This window comes from Cuneatibacter caecimuris, assembly GCF_004216775.1.
Lineage (GTDB): Bacteria > Bacillota > Clostridia > Lachnospirales > Lachnospiraceae > Cuneatibacter > Cuneatibacter caecimuris.
The window spans coordinates 1300848-1317852 of sequence record NZ_SGXF01000001.1 but is presented as its reverse complement, the minus strand read 5'-3'; the positions used below and the strand labels follow the sequence as shown (position 1 = coordinate 1317852).

Annotated in this window: 15 protein-coding genes; 14 read left to right on the top strand and 1 reads right to left on the bottom strand. The window is 51.2% G+C overall.

The features are described from left to right. The first annotated feature begins 61 nt into the window (after positions 1-61). Complete coding sequence (locus tag EV209_RS06210) at positions 62-1447, top strand: glutamate synthase-related protein (RefSeq protein ID WP_130434052.1); 1386 nt, start codon at positions 62-64, stop codon at positions 1445-1447. Positions 1448-1583: 136 nt separating this feature from the next. Here EV209_RS06210 and EV209_RS06205 read toward each other — a convergent pair whose 3' ends face one another. After that, positions 1584-2450, bottom strand: a complete 867-nt coding sequence (locus tag EV209_RS06205) for an AraC family transcriptional regulator (protein WP_130434050.1) — start codon at positions 2448-2450, stop codon at positions 1584-1586. A 313-nt stretch (positions 2451-2763) separates the two neighbouring features. Between EV209_RS06205 and rpsL the strand changes: the two genes are divergently transcribed. The 13 genes from rpsL (at position 2764) to EV209_RS06140 (ending at position 17005) form a co-directional block, all read left to right on the top strand. Continuing rightward, positions 2764-3183: a 30S ribosomal protein S12 gene (rpsL, locus tag EV209_RS06200; RefSeq protein WP_130434048.1), complete on the top strand. Its 420-nt coding sequence runs from the start codon at positions 2764-2766 to the stop codon at positions 3181-3183. A gap of 171 nt (positions 3184-3354) precedes the next feature. Then, positions 3355-3825 (top strand): 30S ribosomal protein S7, encoded by a 471-nt coding sequence (gene rpsG, locus EV209_RS06195; protein WP_130434046.1) that lies wholly within the window; start codon positions 3355-3357, stop codon positions 3823-3825. Between the two features lie 42 nt (positions 3826-3867). After that, complete coding sequence (fusA, locus tag EV209_RS06190; RefSeq protein ID WP_130434044.1) at positions 3868-5988, top strand: elongation factor G; 2121 nt, start codon at positions 3868-3870, stop codon at positions 5986-5988. 118 nt (positions 5989-6106) lie between these two features. Then, positions 6107-7300, top strand: coding sequence for an elongation factor Tu (tuf, locus tag EV209_RS06185; protein ID WP_130434042.1), 1194 nt, complete (start codon positions 6107-6109; stop codon positions 7298-7300). 108 nt (positions 7301-7408) lie between these two features. Then, positions 7409-8596 (top strand): oligogalacturonate lyase family protein, encoded by a 1188-nt coding sequence (locus EV209_RS06180; RefSeq protein ID WP_130434040.1) that lies wholly within the window; start codon positions 7409-7411, stop codon positions 8594-8596. 103 nt (positions 8597-8699) lie between these two features. Further along, positions 8700-9242, top strand: a complete 543-nt coding sequence (locus tag EV209_RS06175) for a YcxB family protein (protein ID WP_130434038.1) — start codon at positions 8700-8702, stop codon at positions 9240-9242. Continuing rightward, positions 9239-10990 carry a B12-binding domain-containing radical SAM protein gene (locus tag EV209_RS06170; protein WP_130434036.1) on the top strand — a complete coding sequence of 584 codons (1752 nt, stop codon included), beginning with the start codon at positions 9239-9241 and terminating at the stop codon, positions 10988-10990. Before EV209_RS06175 ends, EV209_RS06170 begins: the two co-directional genes overlap by 4 nt. 11 nt (positions 10991-11001) lie before the next feature. Next, on the top strand, positions 11002-11667 hold the full coding sequence (gene nth / locus EV209_RS06165; protein ID WP_130434034.1) for an endonuclease III: 666 nt from the start codon (positions 11002-11004) through the stop codon (positions 11665-11667). Then, entirely contained in the window at positions 11664-12377 is a 714-nt protein-coding gene (locus tag EV209_RS06160; protein ID WP_243647509.1) for a 3'-5' exonuclease, read from the top strand. Before nth ends, EV209_RS06160 begins: the two co-directional genes overlap by 4 nt. A gap of 13 nt (positions 12378-12390) precedes the next feature. Beyond that, complete coding sequence (locus EV209_RS06155) at positions 12391-13890, top strand: VanW family protein (RefSeq protein ID WP_165388829.1); 1500 nt, start codon at positions 12391-12393, stop codon at positions 13888-13890. Between the two features lie 213 nt (positions 13891-14103). Beyond that, positions 14104-15561, top strand: a complete 1458-nt coding sequence (locus tag EV209_RS06150; protein WP_130434030.1) for a VanW family protein — start codon at positions 14104-14106, stop codon at positions 15559-15561. Then, positions 15561-16514: an AIR synthase family protein gene (locus tag EV209_RS06145; RefSeq protein WP_165388828.1), complete on the top strand. Its 954-nt coding sequence runs from the start codon at positions 15561-15563 to the stop codon at positions 16512-16514. The genes EV209_RS06150 and EV209_RS06145 overlap by 1 nt, the downstream gene beginning before the upstream one ends. Next, positions 16511-17005 carry a tRNA (cytidine(34)-2'-O)-methyltransferase gene (locus tag EV209_RS06140; RefSeq protein ID WP_130434026.1) on the top strand — a complete coding sequence of 165 codons (495 nt, stop codon included), beginning with the start codon at positions 16511-16513 and terminating at the stop codon, positions 17003-17005. Before EV209_RS06145 ends, EV209_RS06140 begins: the two co-directional genes overlap by 4 nt.

Below are 17005 nucleotides of genomic sequence, written 5' to 3'. Positions count from 1 at the left end.
CATTCTGCTCTGGGTGTGCTATGATGAAAATAGTAATTAATACTATTATAAGGAGGAGCAGATGGCAAAATACAGGTGCAGTGTGTGCGGGTATGTATTCGAGGAGACGGAACAGCATAAGCTAAGAGATTTGAAAGAATGTCCCGTTTGCGGTCACCCTCAGAGCAGCTTTGCCTCCCTGAAAGAAAAGGAGGAAACAAGAGCTGTCCTGCCGAAAGAAGCATCTCTGGCTTATCCGGAGGAGTTCGTCCGGAGAGACGCGGGGTGCCGCTATATGGAGGAGATCCATGAGATGGCGGTGACGGGGAAGACGGTTATCGCGGCTATGGGCACGCAGATGCCCATGCCGGGCTGGGATGAGGTCCTGATCCTGGGGGCCCAGCTGAATCCGCCTCCCCTGGAAGAACATGCGGAGGTGAACATCAGGACCGTGATCGGGAAGAATGCGGTGAAGCCGATGGTGCTGGAAGGACCGGTCTATATCTCCCACATGTCCTTTGGCGCTCTTTCCAGGGAAGCCAAGATCGCGCTGGCCAAAGGCAGCGCTCTGGCCAAAACAGCCATGTGCAGCGGAGAAGGAGGGATTCTGCCGGAGGAGAAGGCTGCAGCGTATAAATACATATTTGAATATGTGCCCAACCATTACAGCGTGACTCCGGAGAATCTCAAAGAAGCAGATGCCGTGGAAATAAAAATCGGCCAGGGGACGAAGCCTGGCATGGGCGGACATCTGCCGGGAGGGAAGGTGACCCCGGAAATCGCTGAGATTCGGAACAAGCCCCTGGGGCAGGACGTGATCAGCCCTTCAAAATTTCCTGATATCAATACAAAGGAAGATCTGAAGGAACTGGTTGACCAGCTGCGGTACGCTTCGGAAGGCAGGCCTATCGGCATAAAGATCGCGGCGGGACGGATCGAAAAGGATCTGGAATATTGTGTGTTTGCAGAACCGGATTTTATTACAATAGACGGCAGGGGAGGCGCCACAGGCGCCAGCCCGAAGCTGCTGCGGGATGCGTCCAGCGTGCCGACGCTCTATGCGCTACATCGGGCCAGAAAGTATCTTGACCAGGCAGGTGCGTCCATTGACCTGGTGATCACGGGCGGCCTTCGGGTATCTTCTGATTTTGCAAAGGCCATTGCCATGGGAGCGGATGCCGTGGCAGTGGCTTCCGCGGCGCTGATCGCCGCGGCCTGCCAGCAGTACAGAATCTGCGGCAGCGGCCGGTGCCCTGTGGGGGCTGCCACCCAGGACCCGGAGCTCAGAAAACGCTTTCAGGAAGACGCGTCCGCCGGGCGCGTGGCAAATTACCTGCAGTGCAGCTTTGAGGAGCTGAAGACCTTCGCCAGAATCACCGGTCATGAAGATATCCATGACCTGAGCGTGGAAGACCTGTGTACAATCAGCAGAGAGATTTCCGAATATACAGACATCCCTCACGCATAAGCCATCAAACAAAACGCCGCGTCCGGAAAGGATTCGGCAAAGAGGCGGCAGAGAAACTTTAAGGGGCGGCAGCCGTCAGGCATCGCCCCCGGAGGTTCTCTGCCGCCTCTTTGCGGCTCCTGGCAATCAGACCAGATTATTTCTTTTTAACTGGAATCCAAATCTCAGAATAGTAGTTCTCATCACTGGTCCCCTTCGGATATTTGCATGCATCGTCATACATCTCAATGCAGTATCCTGCCGCAAATTCATAATCTTTCAGCGCTGGAAGCCATTCAGAGAAAATTTTCGTGTTCACATCCTGAAGGGAGTCAGGCATAGCCCCTCTGCAGGGGAATACCGCCCAGGTGAATGCCGGGATTGTTTTTGTAACAAACCCTTCCGGAATATCCATAGAGGGATTATAAACATCCGCAATAAGATATTCAAACTCATCTCCTGCTTTCCCGCCCATCTGTTCGTCAATGTTGATTCCGAACATTCCGCAGACATGTTCTCCCCGGCCTGCGGCATAATGCTCCGCCCAGAAACGGGGGATCTCAGTTTTTGCCTCTTCGTACCGGAAAGATTTTGAGGAGCCGATAACCGTAAAACTGCTTTTCTGTGTAATTCTGTAATCCATGATATAACCACCTTCCAATGTTAGTTTGATTTTCAGCGGTGCGAAAGATTTCAGCATAGTGCCTTTCTTCTGCACCATCGAAGGCGTGGTTCCATGAAAACGGGTGAATGCCCGGGTGAAACTGTCCGGTGAGTCGTATCCATATTTCAGCGCCACATCAATCACCTTTGCCCCGGCAGAGGAAAGCTCATTGCCGGCGAGAGCCAGCCGGCGGCTGCGGATGTATTCCATTACAGTGAGGCCGCAGAGCAGGCTGAACCCCTTCTGAAAATAAAAAGGAGAAATACAGACGTGCTTTGCGATATCATTAATGGTAATATCCTCGGTGATATGGTCTTCAATATATTCTACTGCGTCACTGATGGTCTGTGCCCATTCCATGCTGTTACCTCCTTGCTGTATGAACAGTGTATCACTTCATTGCCTGATGTTCCCGACATTGCCTGCTGTATTTTGTCCGGATGGTATTATTGTATTGAAATAAAACGAAAAAGTCAAATATCTCGTTGCACAACACAAAGACGCTGCCGTTTGCTTCATTAAAATCAAAGAAAATACTTGACATATGTATTTTGCCGATCTATAATAATAAGGCGTGCATTTTGCGCACTATATTTTTGTGCGTCAAAACGGGAACAACCGTCCCGGGCGTGCCGCATATGAAGCGTATGAAAATCTACAGGAGGTGAAAAGAATGCCTACATTTAATCAGTTGGTAAGAAAGGGAAGAAAGACGATCACAAAGAAGTCTACCGCTCCGGCTCTGCAGAAGGGTTACAATTCCCTGCAGAAGAAGGCCACAGATGTATCCGCTCCCCAGAAGAGAGGCGTGTGCACAGCTGTGAAGACTGCTACCCCGAAGAAGCCGAACTCTGCTCTGAGAAAGATTGCCAGAGTACGTCTGTCTAACGGAATCGAAGTGACAAGCTACATCCCCGGCGAAGGCCATAACCTGCAGGAGCATAGCGTTGTCCTGATCAGAGGCGGCCGTGTGAAGGACCTGCCCGGTACCAGATACCATATCGTAAGAGGAACTCTGGATACAGCCGGCGTTGCGAAGAGAAGACAGGCCCGTTCCAAATACGGCGCTAAGAGACCGAAAGACGCGAAATAATTTTTATTAAATCATTTATCACAAACTGAAATGATAGTGCCGGCATTCGAACTAGGCTCCTGACGGTTGCAGGATGATAGATAACAAGAACCGAGCGCGAACATTTTGTAGCACGAGAGTGCGACATGTGAGTACCGATGATTTAACCAATTAGTTAAGGAGGGAAGTAACGTGCCACGTAAAGGACATACCCAGAAGAGAGACGTATTAGCAGATCCTCTGTACAACAACAAGGTCGTGACAAAGCTGGTGAACAACATCATGCTGGACGGCAAGAAGGGCGTTGCGCAGAAGATCGTATACGGCGCATTCACAAGAGTTGAGGAGAAGGCTGGAAAGCCTGCTCTGGAAGTATTTGAAGAGGCGATGAACAATATCATGCCTGTTCTGGAAGTAAAGGCAAAGAGAGTCGGCGGCGCCACCTACCAGGTGCCTATCGAGGTAAAGCCTGAGAGAAGACAGGCGCTGGCTCTGCGCTGGCTGACCATGTTCTCCCGCAAGAGAGGCGAGAAGACCATGCAGGAGAGACTGGCAAACGAGATCCTGGATGCTGCCAATTCCACCGGTGCATCTGTAAAGAGAAAAGAAGACATGCACAAGATGGCAGAGGCGAACAAGGCATTTGCTCATTACAGATTCTAATCTGTGGAGCGCCTTGCTGAAACCTAAAAGGAGGAAAATATCTTGGCTGGAAGAGAATATCCGTTAGAGAGAACCAGAAATATCGGGATCATGGCGCATATCGATGCTGGTAAGACTACCACCACCGAGCGTATCCTGTATTACACTGGTATTAACTATAAGATTGGCGACACCCACGAGGGTACAGCTACCATGGACTGGATGGAGCAGGAGCAGGAGAGAGGTATCACTATCACTTCCGCGGCGACCACCTGTCACTGGACTCTTCAGGAAAAGACCAAAGTGAAACCAGGCGCTTTAGAGCACCGTATCAACATCATTGATACCCCTGGACACGTGGACTTTACTGTAGAGGTTGAGCGTTCCCTTCGTGTTCTGGACGGCGCTGTGGGCGTTTTCTGTGCAAAGGGCGGTGTTGAGCCCCAGTCTGAGAACGTATGGCGTCAGGCAGACACCTACAACGTACCCAGAATGGCATTCATCAATAAGATGGATATTATGGGAGCGAATTTTTACGGCGCGGTTGACCAGATCCGCAAAAGACTGGGCAAGAACGCTATCTGCCTTCAGCTGCCCATCGGCAAGGAGGATGGTTTCAAGGGTATTATCGACCTGTTTGAAATGCAGGCTTACATCTATAATGATGATAAGGGCGATGACATCTCTGTTATCGATATTCCCGACGATATGAAGGACGACGCAGAGCTTTACCACAGCGAGCTGGTGGAGAAGATCTGCGAGCTGGACGACGATCTGATGATGATGTATCTGGAGGGCGAGGAGCCTTCCGTTGAGGAAATGAAGAAGGTTCTGCGTAAGGCAACCTGTGAGTGCCAGGCTGTTCCGGTATGCTGCGGTACCGCATACAGAAACAAAGGCGTACAGAAGCTGCTGGATGCTGTAATCGAGTTTATGCCTTCTCCTGTCGATATCCCCTCTATTAAGGGCGTTGATATGGAGGGCAATGAGGTTGAGCGCCATTCTTCTGACGAGGAGCCTTTCGCTGCTCTTGCGTTCAAAATTATGACCGACCCCTTTGTAGGAAAGCTGGCGTTCTTCCGTGTGTACTCCGGTACGCTGAACTCCGGTTCTTATGTGCTGAATGCTACCAAGGGCAAGAAAGAGCGTGTTGGCCGTATCCTGCAGATGCATGCCAACAAGAGACAGGAGCTGGACAAGGTTTATTCCGGCGATATCGCTGCGGCCGTAGGCTTTAAGCTGACCAGCACCGGAGATACCATCTGCGACGATCAGCATCCGGTAATCCTGGAGTCCATGGAGTTCCCCGAGCCGGTTATCGAGCTGGCGATTGAACCCAAGACCAAAGCAGGTCAGGGCAAGATGGGCGAAGCCCTGGCAAAACTGGCGGAAGAAGACCCCACTTTCCGCGCTCATACAGACCAGGAAACAGGCCAGACCATTATCGCCGGCATGGGCGAGCTGCATCTGGAAATCATTGTGGACCGTCTGCTGCGTGAGTTTAAGGTTGAGGCAAACGTAGGCGCGCCTCAGGTTGCATATAAAGAAGCGATCACAAAGAATGTGGAAGTGGACAGCAAGTATGCGAAGCAGTCCGGCGGACGCGGCCAGTACGGACATTGTAAGGTCCGTTTTGAGCCTATGGACGCCAACGGCGAAGAACTGTTCAAGTTTGACTCCGCGGTTGTGGGCGGTGCCATTCCCAAGGAGTATATCCCTGCGGTTGGCGAAGGTATTGAAGAAGCTACCAAGTGCGGTATCCTGGGCGGATTCCCGGTAGTGGGCGTTCATGCCACCGTTTACGACGGTTCCTACCACGAAGTTGACTCTTCCGAGATGGCGTTCCATATCGCTGGTTCCATGGCATTCAAAGAAGCGATGCAGAAGGCTTCCCCTGTGCTGCTTGAGCCCATCATGAAAGTGGAAGTGACCATGCCTGAAGACTATATGGGCGATGTAATCGGTGATATCAATTCCCGCCGCGGCCGTATCGAAGGTATGGACGACCTGGGCGGCGGCAAGATTGTCCGCGCATATGTTCCGCTGGCAGAAATGTTCGGCTATTCCACAGACCTGCGTTCCAAGACGCAGGGCCGCGGCAACTACTCCATGTTCTTCGAGAAATACGAACAGGTTCCGAAGAGCGTTCAGGAGAAGGTTCTGGCTGCAAAGAACGGCAAATAATTTTGCCTGTAAACTAAAATAAGGCTTGAAAACTCTGGAAATATGCAATATAATGAGTCTAGCCTTGATGAAAAATATGCCCTGGAGGGCACACCTATTATAAGGAGGACGTTTTAAAATGGCTAAAGCTAAGTTTGAAAGAAGCAAACCGCATTGTAACATTGGTACCATCGGACACGTTGACCATGGTAAGACAACTCTGACAGCTGCTATTACCAAGACTCTGCATGAGAGACTGGGTACCGGTGAGGCAGTTGCTTTCGAGAACATCGATAAGGCTCCCGAAGAGAGAGAAAGAGGTATCACAATCTCCACCGCTCATGTTGAGTACGAGACTGAGAAGAGACATTACGCACACGTTGACTGCCCCGGCCATGCTGACTATGTAAAGAACATGATCACCGGTGCTGCTCAGATGGACGGCGCTATCCTGGTTGTTGCTGCAACGGATGGTGTTATGGCTCAGACAAGAGAGCACATCCTGCTGTCCCGTCAGGTAGGCGTTCCTTATATCGTAGTATTCATGAACAAGTGCGATATGGTTGACGATCCGGAACTGCTGGAGCTGGTAGACATGGAAATCCGTGAGCTGCTGTCCGAGTATGAATTCCCGGGCGATGACACACCGATCATTCAGGGTTCCGCTCTGAAGGCTCTGGAAGATCCCTCCAGCGAATGGGGCGACAAGATTCTGGAGCTGATGGCTGCAGTTGACGATTATGTTCCCGATCCGGTTCGTGAGACTGACAAGCCTTTCCTGATGCCGATCGAGGATATCTTCTCCATCACAGGCCGCGGTACTGTTGCTACCGGTAGAGTAGAGCGCGGTACCCTGCATGTATCCGATGAAGTTGAAATCGTTGGTATCCATGAAGAGACCCGTAAGGTTGTTGTAACTGGTATCGAAATGTTCCGTAAGCTGCTGGATGAGGCTCAGGCTGGTGATAACATCGGCGCTCTGCTGCGCGGTGTTCAGAGAACAGAGATCCAGAGAGGTCAGTGTCTGGTAAAACCCGGTTCCGTTCAGTGCCATAAGAAGTTTACCGCTCAGGTATACGTTCTGACTAAGGACGAGGGTGGCCGTCATACACCTTTCTTCAACAACTACAGACCTCAGTTCTACTTCCGTACAACTGACGTTACCGGTGTTTGCGATCTGCCTGCAGGTACAGAAATGTGCATGCCTGGTGATAACGTAGAGATGACTATCGAACTGATCCATCCCGTAGCTATGGAGCAGGGTCTGCGTTTCGCTATCCGTGAGGGCGGCAGAACTGTTGGTTCCGGCAGAGTTGTTTCCATTATCGAGTAATTTAAAGCACAGGCACTATGCTTAGTGTGTAAACAGGTGCCCTGGTGGGAGTTGATTTCACCAGGGCATTTTTATATTTATCATAAAAAGTGTATTTGGGAGGAATTTATGGATTATGATGTAAAGGAACCATATGACTGCCAGCTGTTGTATTTTACGTCTTCCAGCTGCCTGCAGGGAGAAAAGGGGATTGTCTTTATCGGAGAAGAAAACGGGAATCCAAATGTGTATTACAAGAATTTCCCCACAGGCAGCGTGGCCCGGCTGTCTGATAATCAGGAAGGAGTGCTGAAGTCGTATGTATATTTTAACGGGAATGAAAATGGCCTGGGAAAGGCCAGCGTCTGCCTGGACCAGAGTAAGGAAAAGGTGTACTACCTGCAGGGCCGCCTGCTCTGCTGCGCGGATTTAAACGGCAATATCCGTGTGCTCAATGAGATTCCCCAGGGCCAGGTTACCGCATTTATGCATGTGAGCCACGATGGCAGCAGGCTGTGCGTGCCTACTACAGACGCCAGGGCTCTGGAAGACGTACATAAACCCGGACCGGCAACTCTGCGGCCTGATTACGATATTGACGCAAGAATACAGCAGGAAGGGCTCAGCTCTTGGCTGCGCGTTTATAATACAGAGTCCGGAGAGCAAGTTTTATGCCAGCAGGTTCCAAAGGCCTGGATCACTCATGTACAGTTTCATCCGCAAAACAGGGAATGGATTCTTTACAACCATGAATGGCCTTCTTTCTGCGGAATAAGGCGTATGTGGCTCTGGGACGGAAAGTGCCACCGGGCGCTGCGGAGCATTGACCAGGGGCGTGGGATTCATGACTGGGTCTGCCATGAAATGTGGAGCGAAGAGGGCAGGAGTGTCATTTATCATGGGCAGTACGCTGGCGGAAGATATTTTGTTGGAAGGATTATACCTGAAACGGGAGAAACAGCCGAAATTGCGCTGCCGGAAAATTATATAAGCTACGGCCATTTCACTGTTTCGAAGGACGGTCTGTTGGTCAGCGACGGTTATTTCCGGGAGGAAAACAGCATAGCTGCAGATTCTGAAGGGGCGTCAGGAGATTCTGAGGCCCGTTGGATTTCTGTTCAGAAACCGGATTGGGAAAAGGGAACGATCCGTTGGATTCCTGTTGAAAAACATAATTCCAGCTGGAAAACACAGGATGAGCACCCTCATCCGATTTTCAGCCCTGATGGAAGGCGGGTCTATTATACGACAGATGCCGCGGGACGCAGGGAGGTGCGCTCCTGTCGCGTTCCGGACTCGGATTGCTTTGACAATTAAGCCTCTTTGTATTAAAATAATAAGGTATGGTAACACGGAAAAAATTCACCTGGCCCGTTCTATAAAGAACGGCGGGCCAGGTTTGAACAGGGAGGAATAAAAAATGGTTGAATGCAGGATTGTCCCCGGTGAGGATGAATATGAACTGATGACAGCCGCGATGATGCGGAGCATGAAAGCGGTCAAGGTCCAGCGGATTGCCATGAGCATTATTTTTATGCTCTGCTGCGGAGCCGCTGTTTTTTCTCTGGTATCCGCATTAAAGGGAGGGGACCAGCAGACCTTTTTCTTTTTGGCAACGGCAGCATTTGTATGTATGGGAGTATTTTGCGTATACTGGGCTGCTGCAGGAATAAAAAAGAAAATGATGCAGGCGCTCCGCCGGGCGAACCAGTCTATGGATAACAGGGAACGGCAGTATATTTTTGACAACACCATCCGCGTTCATTCAGAGAAGGCGGATCTGGATATTCCCTGGGAGGACGTGCAGGCATGGGGAGAACGGGGAAGGCATATTTATTTCCGGACCGAGCGCCAGTTTATCATTGTGGATAAAAACCAGATCCTGAGAGGCTCTGAGGAAGAACTCCGCAGGATGATGGAGGAGCATGGCCTGAGCGATAAGAAAGAGATGCTGAAGAAATGAACGGAAAATTTCTCCTGGTAGCAGTGAATGCAAAATATATTCACAGTAATCCGGGAATTTACAGTCTGAAAGCCTGCTCCGGTGAACTTAGTGATGAGGTGGAGCTGGCGGAATATACGATAAATCTTGAATTGGATCTGGCGCTCAGAGATATTTACCGGCGCAGGCCCGCCGTGCTGGGACTGTCCTGTTATATCTGGAATATCAGGTATATAAAGGAGCTTACGGAGGTTCTGGGCAGGGTCTGCCCGGGTTTGCCTGTTTGGCTGGGAGGTCCGGAGGTTTCGTATTGCGCTGCTGAAATTTTAGAGAGGATGCCGGAGGTTACGGGAGTCATGCGGGGTGAGGGAGAAATTGTTTTTAAACATGTGCTCTCCTACTATGCGGCAGGCGCCCCGGCATTGGAAGATATTCCGGGCATCACCTGGAGAGAACCCGGGGGCCGGATCGTGGAAAATTTACCCGAGAGGCCGGCGCGGCTGGATGAAGTGCCCTTCTTGTATGAAGGAGCCGAAAAGTTTGAAAATAAAATTATATATTATGAGAGCAGCCGCGGCTGCCCTTTTTCCTGCAGCTATTGCCTGTCCTCTGTGGACAGGCAGGTTCGGTTTAAAAGCCTGCCTGTGGTGTTCAGGGAGCTGCAGAGACTTCTGGACCAGAAGGTGAAGCAGGTCAAGTTTGTGGACAGAACCTTTAACTGCAGGAAATCCCATGGCCTGGAGATCTGGAAATATCTGAAGGAACATGACAATGGGGTGACAAATTTTCATTTTGAGATTGCGGCTGACCTGATCGGTGAAGAGGAACTTGATGTGATTTCCGGGATGCGGCCAGGCCTGATCCAGCTGGAAACCGGCGTGCAGTCCACGAATCCCAGGAGCTTGAAAGAAATTCGCAGAAATGCGGATTTTTCCCGTATTTCTCAGGTAACAGAGAGGATCAGGAAATTTGGCAATACCCATCAGCATCTGGATTTAATTGCCGGTCTGCCGTATGAGGATTATGAGTCCTTCGGCCGCTCTTTTAACGATGTGTACCGGCTGCGGCCTGACCAGCTGCAGCTTGGTTTTCTGAAAGTGCTGCGGGGATCGCACATGTACGATATGGCGGAATCCTATGGGCTGGTTTACCGGCCGGAGCCGCCGTATGAAGTGCTGTATACCAGATGGCTCTCTTATGAGGATGTGCTGAAGCTAAAAGCTGTGGAGGAGATGGTGGAGGTTTACTACAACAGCGGACAGTTTTCCAATACCATGGAATATCTGCTGCGTTTTTTTCCTTCCGCTTTTTCTATGTATGAGGCGCTGGCACGTTACTATGAAGACAAGGGGCTTCTGGGAATGGGTCATACCAGATTAAAACGTTACGAAATTCTTTCAGATTTTGCAATTTTATTAAATCTTGGAAAAAGGGTTGCGTGTTCAAGCGTTTTGATGTATGACATATATTTACGGGAGAATGCCAAGAGCCTGCCAGGCTTCCGAATGGAACAGGGGCAGTACTGGGAACGGGTCAGGGCGTTTTTCCGGCAGGAAGAGAAGGAAAGAAGGTATCTGAAGGGAAGAGAAGGGCTGTCTGCGAAGCAGATGATGTATGACGCACATGTGGAGGTGTTTCCGGTGGATATGGAACTTCTGCTGAAAGAAGGTGTATGTCAGGAAGAGGAATGCGCTGTATTGTTTGATTACAGTATCCGGGATCCGCTTCACAGAAATGCCGGGGCGCGGCGGATCGCGCTGCCGCAATAAAGGAGGAACAAATGACAAAAGCACAGAAGGCGGAACAAGAGCGGGTAGGGAAGATTCTCGAACTTCTGGATGAGCAGTATACCAGGGAGTATAAATGCTATCTGAACTATGAAACACCATGGCAGCTGCTGATTGCCGTGATGCTCAGCGCTCAGTGCACCGATGCGCGCGTCAATGTTGTGACCAGGGATTTATTCGAAAAATACCGGTCTTTGGAGGATTTTGCCTCTGCGGAAGTTATGGAGCTTGAGCAGGATATTCACTCTACAGGGTTCTATCACACAAAAGCGAAGAATATCATTGCCTGTGCCGGAAAACTGGTGAAGGAGTACGGCGGACAGGTGCCGGATACCATAGAAGAACTCACCGGGCTGCCAGGAGTCGGAAGAAAAACGGCGAATGTGATTCTGGGAAATATTTACCACAAGCCCAGTGTGGTGGTGGACACCCATGTGAAGCGGATTTCCCGCAAACTGGGTTTGACAAAGGAAGAGGATCCGGAGAAGATCGAGTATGACCTGATGCGCGTCCTCCCTGAAGACCATTGGATTCTTTATAATATTCAGATCATCACCCATGGGAGGGGCTTGTGCACAGCCAGGAGCCCCAGATGCGGGGAATGCTTTCTGAGAGAGCTGTGCCCGGGAAAATCTGGAGATAAAGGGGGGAAAGTATGATTGATTCTTATGTGGTGGTGGATGTGGAGACCACAGGCCTGGACCCTAAAAAGGACCGGCTGCTGGAAATCGGGGCGCTGAAAATCCTGGAAGGCCGCCCGGCCGGGACTTTTTCAAAGCTGATCAATCCCCGGTGTGAGATTCCGGAAAAGGTGAAGAACCTGACGGGAATTACCAACAGGATGGCTTCTATGGGGCATCCTGTTTCGCAAACTGTACTGGAATTTATAGAGTTTGCCGGAAACCTGCCATTAGCAGGGCACCATGTTATTTTTGATTACAGCTTTCTAAAACGTGCGGCAGTGAATGCAGGAGCGGTATTTGAAAAGGAGGGGCTGGATACGCTGAAGATATCCAGACAGCTGCTCCCTGAACTGCCCAGCAGAAGCCTGGAAGCACTGTGCGCCCATTATGAGATCTATATGGAGCATCATCACAGGGCGCTGGACGACGCTGTGGCAACAGCGGAACTGCTCCATCGGCTGGCTGAACTGGAAACGTCCGAAAATAAAGCTATTTTTCAGCCAAAACCCCTCTTGTACAGGATAAAGAAAGAAAAAAGTATGACAAAGCATCAAAAGAAGTACTTGATTGATTTGCTGAAATATCATAGAATAAAACTGGGAATTGAAATAGATTCTCTCACAAGAAATGAAGCTTCCCGGATTACGGATGAAATTCTTTCAGAATACGGGAAGGCGCGCAGATAGGAGACGAGTGAGAATGAAAAGAATGATAACTGCGGCGCTGCTGATGGCATCCGGCTTCTGCCTGCTGTTTGGGGCGAAGGATGTTCAGGCTGACGCGAAAGTTCCTGAAAACGTACATATCGCTGATATCGACGTCGGAGGCATGACGGAAGACGAGGTGATGAAAGAACTGGAAGATTATCAGGAAACAGTGCGGGACCAGGGGCTGATTCTGGATATAGAGGGCAATAAATACGGGGCGACCATGGGAGACCTGGGATTTGAGTTTACAAATCTGGAGGAACTGGCAGAACGGGCGGTATCCCTGCAGAGTATGGGCAATCTGATCCAGCTCTATAAAGCCCAGGAAGATCTGGCCCGCAATAAGGTGGACCTGGAGCTGCAGGCTGTGTACAGCCAGGAGGCGGTAAGACAGTTTATAGAAAGCTCCGCGGCTCCCCATAATGTGCAGGCAGTCAGCGCTACGGTGACCAGAGGAGGAGCCAATGGTTTTACTGTAAACCCTTCCACAATGGGAAAACAGGCGGATACAGAGAATGCCTACAATGAAGCGGTTCAGAGGATGGACAGCTGGGACAGAGGAGGAACCATCGAAGTGGCGGTAGCGGTTTCCGAAGTCCGTCCCACCACAGTTACAGAGGATTTAAATGGTTTTGGCGCTGTTTTGGGACAGTTTACCACACAGTTTAATGATGCGGATAAGGACAGGAACTATAACCTGACCGTGGGCACAGCGAAACTAAACGGCACATTTATTGAAGCAGGGGCAACCTTTGATCTTTATTCTGTTTTGGGCCCTTTTACCACGGGCAATGGATACCGGAGAGGCCATGCCTATGCCAACGGGGAGATCATCGACAGTATCGGCGGCGGCGTGTGCCAGATCTGCACCACGCTGTATGTGGCGTCTCTGTACGCGGAGCTGGGAATTGTGACGAGGTTTAACCATTCCATGACCGTGGGATATGTTCCCCTGGCCTGGGACGCTACCATTGCCTCGGGCGGGTATAAGACGCTGCGGCTTCGAAATGATACGGGGTATCCTATTTATATCGCTTCCAGTTCCAACGGCGGCAATGTGACGGTACAGATTTTTGGGAGGGAAACCAGACCTGCAAACCGCAAGGTAGAGTTCCAGTCCCGCGTGTTGTCCGGACCCAGTTATTTAGCACCTCAGGAGACCCCTGATCCCGGCCTGCCGGCAGGACAGCGGGTGGTGACAGAGGAAGGCCATCCGGCTGCCAGCGCGCAGCTCATTAAAAATGTATATATAAACGGGGCGCTGCAGAGCTCCACAGTATTGAATACCAGTTCTTACAAACCGTATGCGGAACGGGTGAACGTGGGGACGGGCGGTTCCACCCCGGAACCGGAGCCTACGCCGGAAGAAACAACGGCAGAGCCTACGCCGGAGGAGACCACCACAAAGGCGCCGGAGCCTACCACAGCGGAACCCACTACAAAAGCGCCGGAGACGACTGCGCCAACGACCACTGCGGCTGCAAAAAATTGAGTTTCTTTCAAGCGGAATTTTGTCCCCGGCGGAGGTTTAAAATCTTCGCCGGGATCCATAATAAAAATGAATATTTTTTGGAGGAATGCACATGCTGAATATGAATAACAAGAAAACCAGGCGCGGTATAACCATTGTGATTCTGGCCATCGTCGCTGCGTTCATCCTGACAACGGTTGTTTCCTCGTTCTTTGCATAAGCGCGGAGGTGCTCATGAGAAAAGGGAGATTTGCCCTTCTGAAAATACTGATCATATTTATAATCGCCGGCATCTTTTGGATGCCGGTCTCCGTATTTGCTGATGCGGAGACCGCCGCCGCGGAGACGGAAGGGGCCGCGCCGGGGTTCAGAGAGCAGGCGATGGCGCTGAAGCGCCAGCGGGAAAACACGATCCCGCAGGGGGTGCGTCTGGACAGCCAGAATGTAGGCGGACTCACCAAGGAAGAGGCTGTGGAATCCATGATCCGTTATGCTTCCAGATGCGGTGACAGTCAGGTTACATTTCATGTGAACGGACAGGCAGTGGTGGCCACCATGCGGGACTTCCGTCTGGGATTCGGCCAGCAGTCCGCAGTGGATACAGCGCTGGGTTATGGAGCGGAAGGGTCTCTGATCAGGAGATACCAGGACCAGCGTAAGGCAGCCGAGGAAGGCGTGACCATTGACGCGAACCTCACCTATGACCTGGAAGCATTTCAGGCATTTGTGCGGGAACAGTGCGGCAAATTCAATGTGCCGGCGCGCAGCGCCAAAGCATATCTGGAAAATGGAGCGCTTAGGATTGAGGACGGGGAAACCGGTTTGGCTGTGATGTATGAAGAGGCGCTGACGGAAGCGGTGGAGATTCTTTCCGGCTGGGATGGCGGGGACGTTCATATTACTGTGGATACAAGAGAATCGAAGCCTGCGGTGAGCGCCGGGGATCTGCAGAATGCAGGAACGGATTGCCTGGCGACCTTTGAGACAGAATTTAAGTGGGAAGACGGAGAAGAGCGGGCGGAAAACCTGAGAGTCGCCTGTGAGAAGATTAATGGGAGCGCTTTTCTGGCAGGCCAGGAGATCTCTGCCAATGGGATGATGGAACCGGTGACAGAAGAAGGCGGTTATCATCCTGCCCATGCGTTTCAGGACGGCAAAACCATAGACAGCGTGGGAGGCGGCATATGCCAGATCTCCAGCACGCTTTATAATGTGGGACTTTTGGCGGAGCTGCAGATGAAGTACCGTTCTAACCATTCGATGCTGGTCACTTATGTGGACCCTTCCAGAGACGCCACTGTATATCCGGAGAGCGGTCTGGATCTGAAGATGATAAATAATACAGGGAATACTGTATTTTTTGCAGCAGAGAGAAGCGGGAATAAAGTGATTATCAGCCTTTACGGGACGGAATACCGGCCCGCGGAGCGCACAATCAAATATGTTTCCAAGACCATTTCCACGGAATATCCTGAGCCGCAGATGGAACTGATCTATGATGACAGCATTCCCGTGGGGCAATATGAAGAAGTAGAATACCTTCGTCCTAAGATGACGGCGGAGCTCTGGAAAGAAGTATATGTAAACGGCCAGCTGACAGAAAATATTCAAATTAACAGAAGCGTATATAACTGGTCTAAGGCAATCAGAAAGGTCCATTCCGGATGCGATGGGAATGGAAATCCGCTGTGATGAGCGGCTGTTGCAGGAAGGAATGCGGGATGCGCAGAGGCAAGGTGACTGGCACGGCTGCCAGAAAGAGTATCGCGCCATATGTGAATTCAAAAGCGCCGGGAGGGCAGAGCTTTCCCGGCCTTTTCTGCGAAATGGCGCTGGAGGAAGAAAAGGAATACCGGCTGATCCGGCTGGTGAACAGGATGGCGGCCGAAGGGCATAAGTGCATCGGGATTTCCGCGCAGATATTCATGCCAGCGGGGGCTGCGGAAGGTGATCTGCGCAGGAGCATGGCGGGACTGCGGGATTGCTGCAGTACATATGGAATCCCTCTGCTGTCGGCAGAAGCGCAGGTGACTGCGGGGGTGCGGGAAATTGTATTGTGCCTGTTTGCCGCAGGAGGAGAAACAGGGAAAATGAACAGGAAACCGCCTTGCCCGGGAGACAGTCTGGTTCAGATCGGATACATGGCTCTGGAAGGGACTGTCCGGCTGCTGGAAAAAAACAGGGAAAAATTGGAACGCCGTTTCTGCCCGGAATTTCTGGAATCCACAAGATTATTTCGGGAACAGCTTCCTCTGGTGAAAGCGGCAAAACGGGCCTGGGAAGCGGGAGCGAAAGCGGTGTACAGTGTAGACGAAGGGGGTATTTTCCAGGGAATATGGGAAGCAGGGGAATCCTGGCATGCGGGGTTTGATATTGATCTGAAAGCCGTTCTCGTGCGTCAGGAAACGATTGAAATCTGCGAGCTGCTGGAGATAAATCCTTATCGGCTGGCCGGAACGGGCTGTCTGCTGGCCTGCGCGGGAGACGGGGAAGCTCTTGCTCAGACCCTGAGAAAAGAGGGGGTTCCAGCCGCTGCGCTCGGCCGTCTGGAAAAGGGATGTGCCAGAAAGCTCCATAACAGGGAAGAGGTGAGGTTCCTGGAACAGCCTCAGGAAGATGAATTATACCGGGAGGAAGAGAAATGAACATCGTGTTGCTGGAGCCGGAAATTCCGGCAAATACCGGAAATATTGGAAGGACCTGCGTGGCCACAGGGACCAGCCTCCACCTGATCCAGCCTCTGGGGTTTTCCCTGGATGAAAAGCAGCTGCGCCGGGCGGGGCTGGATTACTGGCCAAACCTGGATGTGCATGTGTATGGGGATTTTAATGAGTTTCTGGAGAAAAATCCCGGGGCGAAAATCTATATGGCCACTACAAAGGCAAAAAAGATCTATACGGAAGCGCGGTATGAGCCGGACTGTTTCCTGATGTTTGGCAAGGAAAGCGCGGGGATACCGGAGGAGATTCTCTTGGAGTATCAGGAAAACTGCGTGCGCATTCCCATGAATGAAAATATCCGGTCCCTGAACCTGTCCAATTCTGTGGCGGTGGTATTATATGAAGCCCTGCGCCAAAATGATTTTTCTCACATGCAGCTGGCGGGAGAACTCCACAGGCTGCATTGGAAGGGCTGA

Coding starts and splice junctions, on each gene's coding strand:
- EV209_RS06210 (WP_130434052.1), top strand. CDS start 62: ATGGCAAAATACAGGTGCAGTGTGTGCGGGTATGTATTCGAGGAGACG.
- EV209_RS06205 (WP_130434050.1), bottom strand. CDS start 2,450: ATGGAATGGGCACAGACCATCAGTGACGCAGTAGAATATATTGAAGAC.
- rpsL (WP_130434048.1), top strand. CDS start 2,764: ATGCCTACATTTAATCAGTTGGTAAGAAAGGGAAGAAAGACGATCACA.
- tuf (WP_130434042.1), top strand. CDS start 6,107: ATGGCTAAAGCTAAGTTTGAAAGAAGCAAACCGCATTGTAACATTGGT.
- EV209_RS06180 (WP_130434040.1), top strand. CDS start 7,409: ATGGATTATGATGTAAAGGAACCATATGACTGCCAGCTGTTGTATTTT.
- EV209_RS06175 (WP_130434038.1), top strand. CDS start 8,700: ATGGTTGAATGCAGGATTGTCCCCGGTGAGGATGAATATGAACTGATG.
- EV209_RS06170 (WP_130434036.1), top strand. CDS start 9,239: ATGAACGGAAAATTTCTCCTGGTAGCAGTGAATGCAAAATATATTCAC.
- nth (WP_130434034.1), top strand. CDS start 11,002: ATGACAAAAGCACAGAAGGCGGAACAAGAGCGGGTAGGGAAGATTCTC.
- EV209_RS06160 (WP_243647509.1), top strand. CDS start 11,664: ATGATTGATTCTTATGTGGTGGTGGATGTGGAGACCACAGGCCTGGAC.
- EV209_RS06155 (WP_165388829.1), top strand. CDS start 12,391: ATGAAAAGAATGATAACTGCGGCGCTGCTGATGGCATCCGGCTTCTGC.
- EV209_RS06150 (WP_130434030.1), top strand. CDS start 14,104: ATGAGAAAAGGGAGATTTGCCCTTCTGAAAATACTGATCATATTTATA.
- EV209_RS06145 (WP_165388828.1), top strand. CDS start 15,561: ATGAGCGGCTGTTGCAGGAAGGAATGCGGGATGCGCAGAGGCAAGGTG.
- EV209_RS06140 (WP_130434026.1), top strand. CDS start 16,511: ATGAACATCGTGTTGCTGGAGCCGGAAATTCCGGCAAATACCGGAAAT.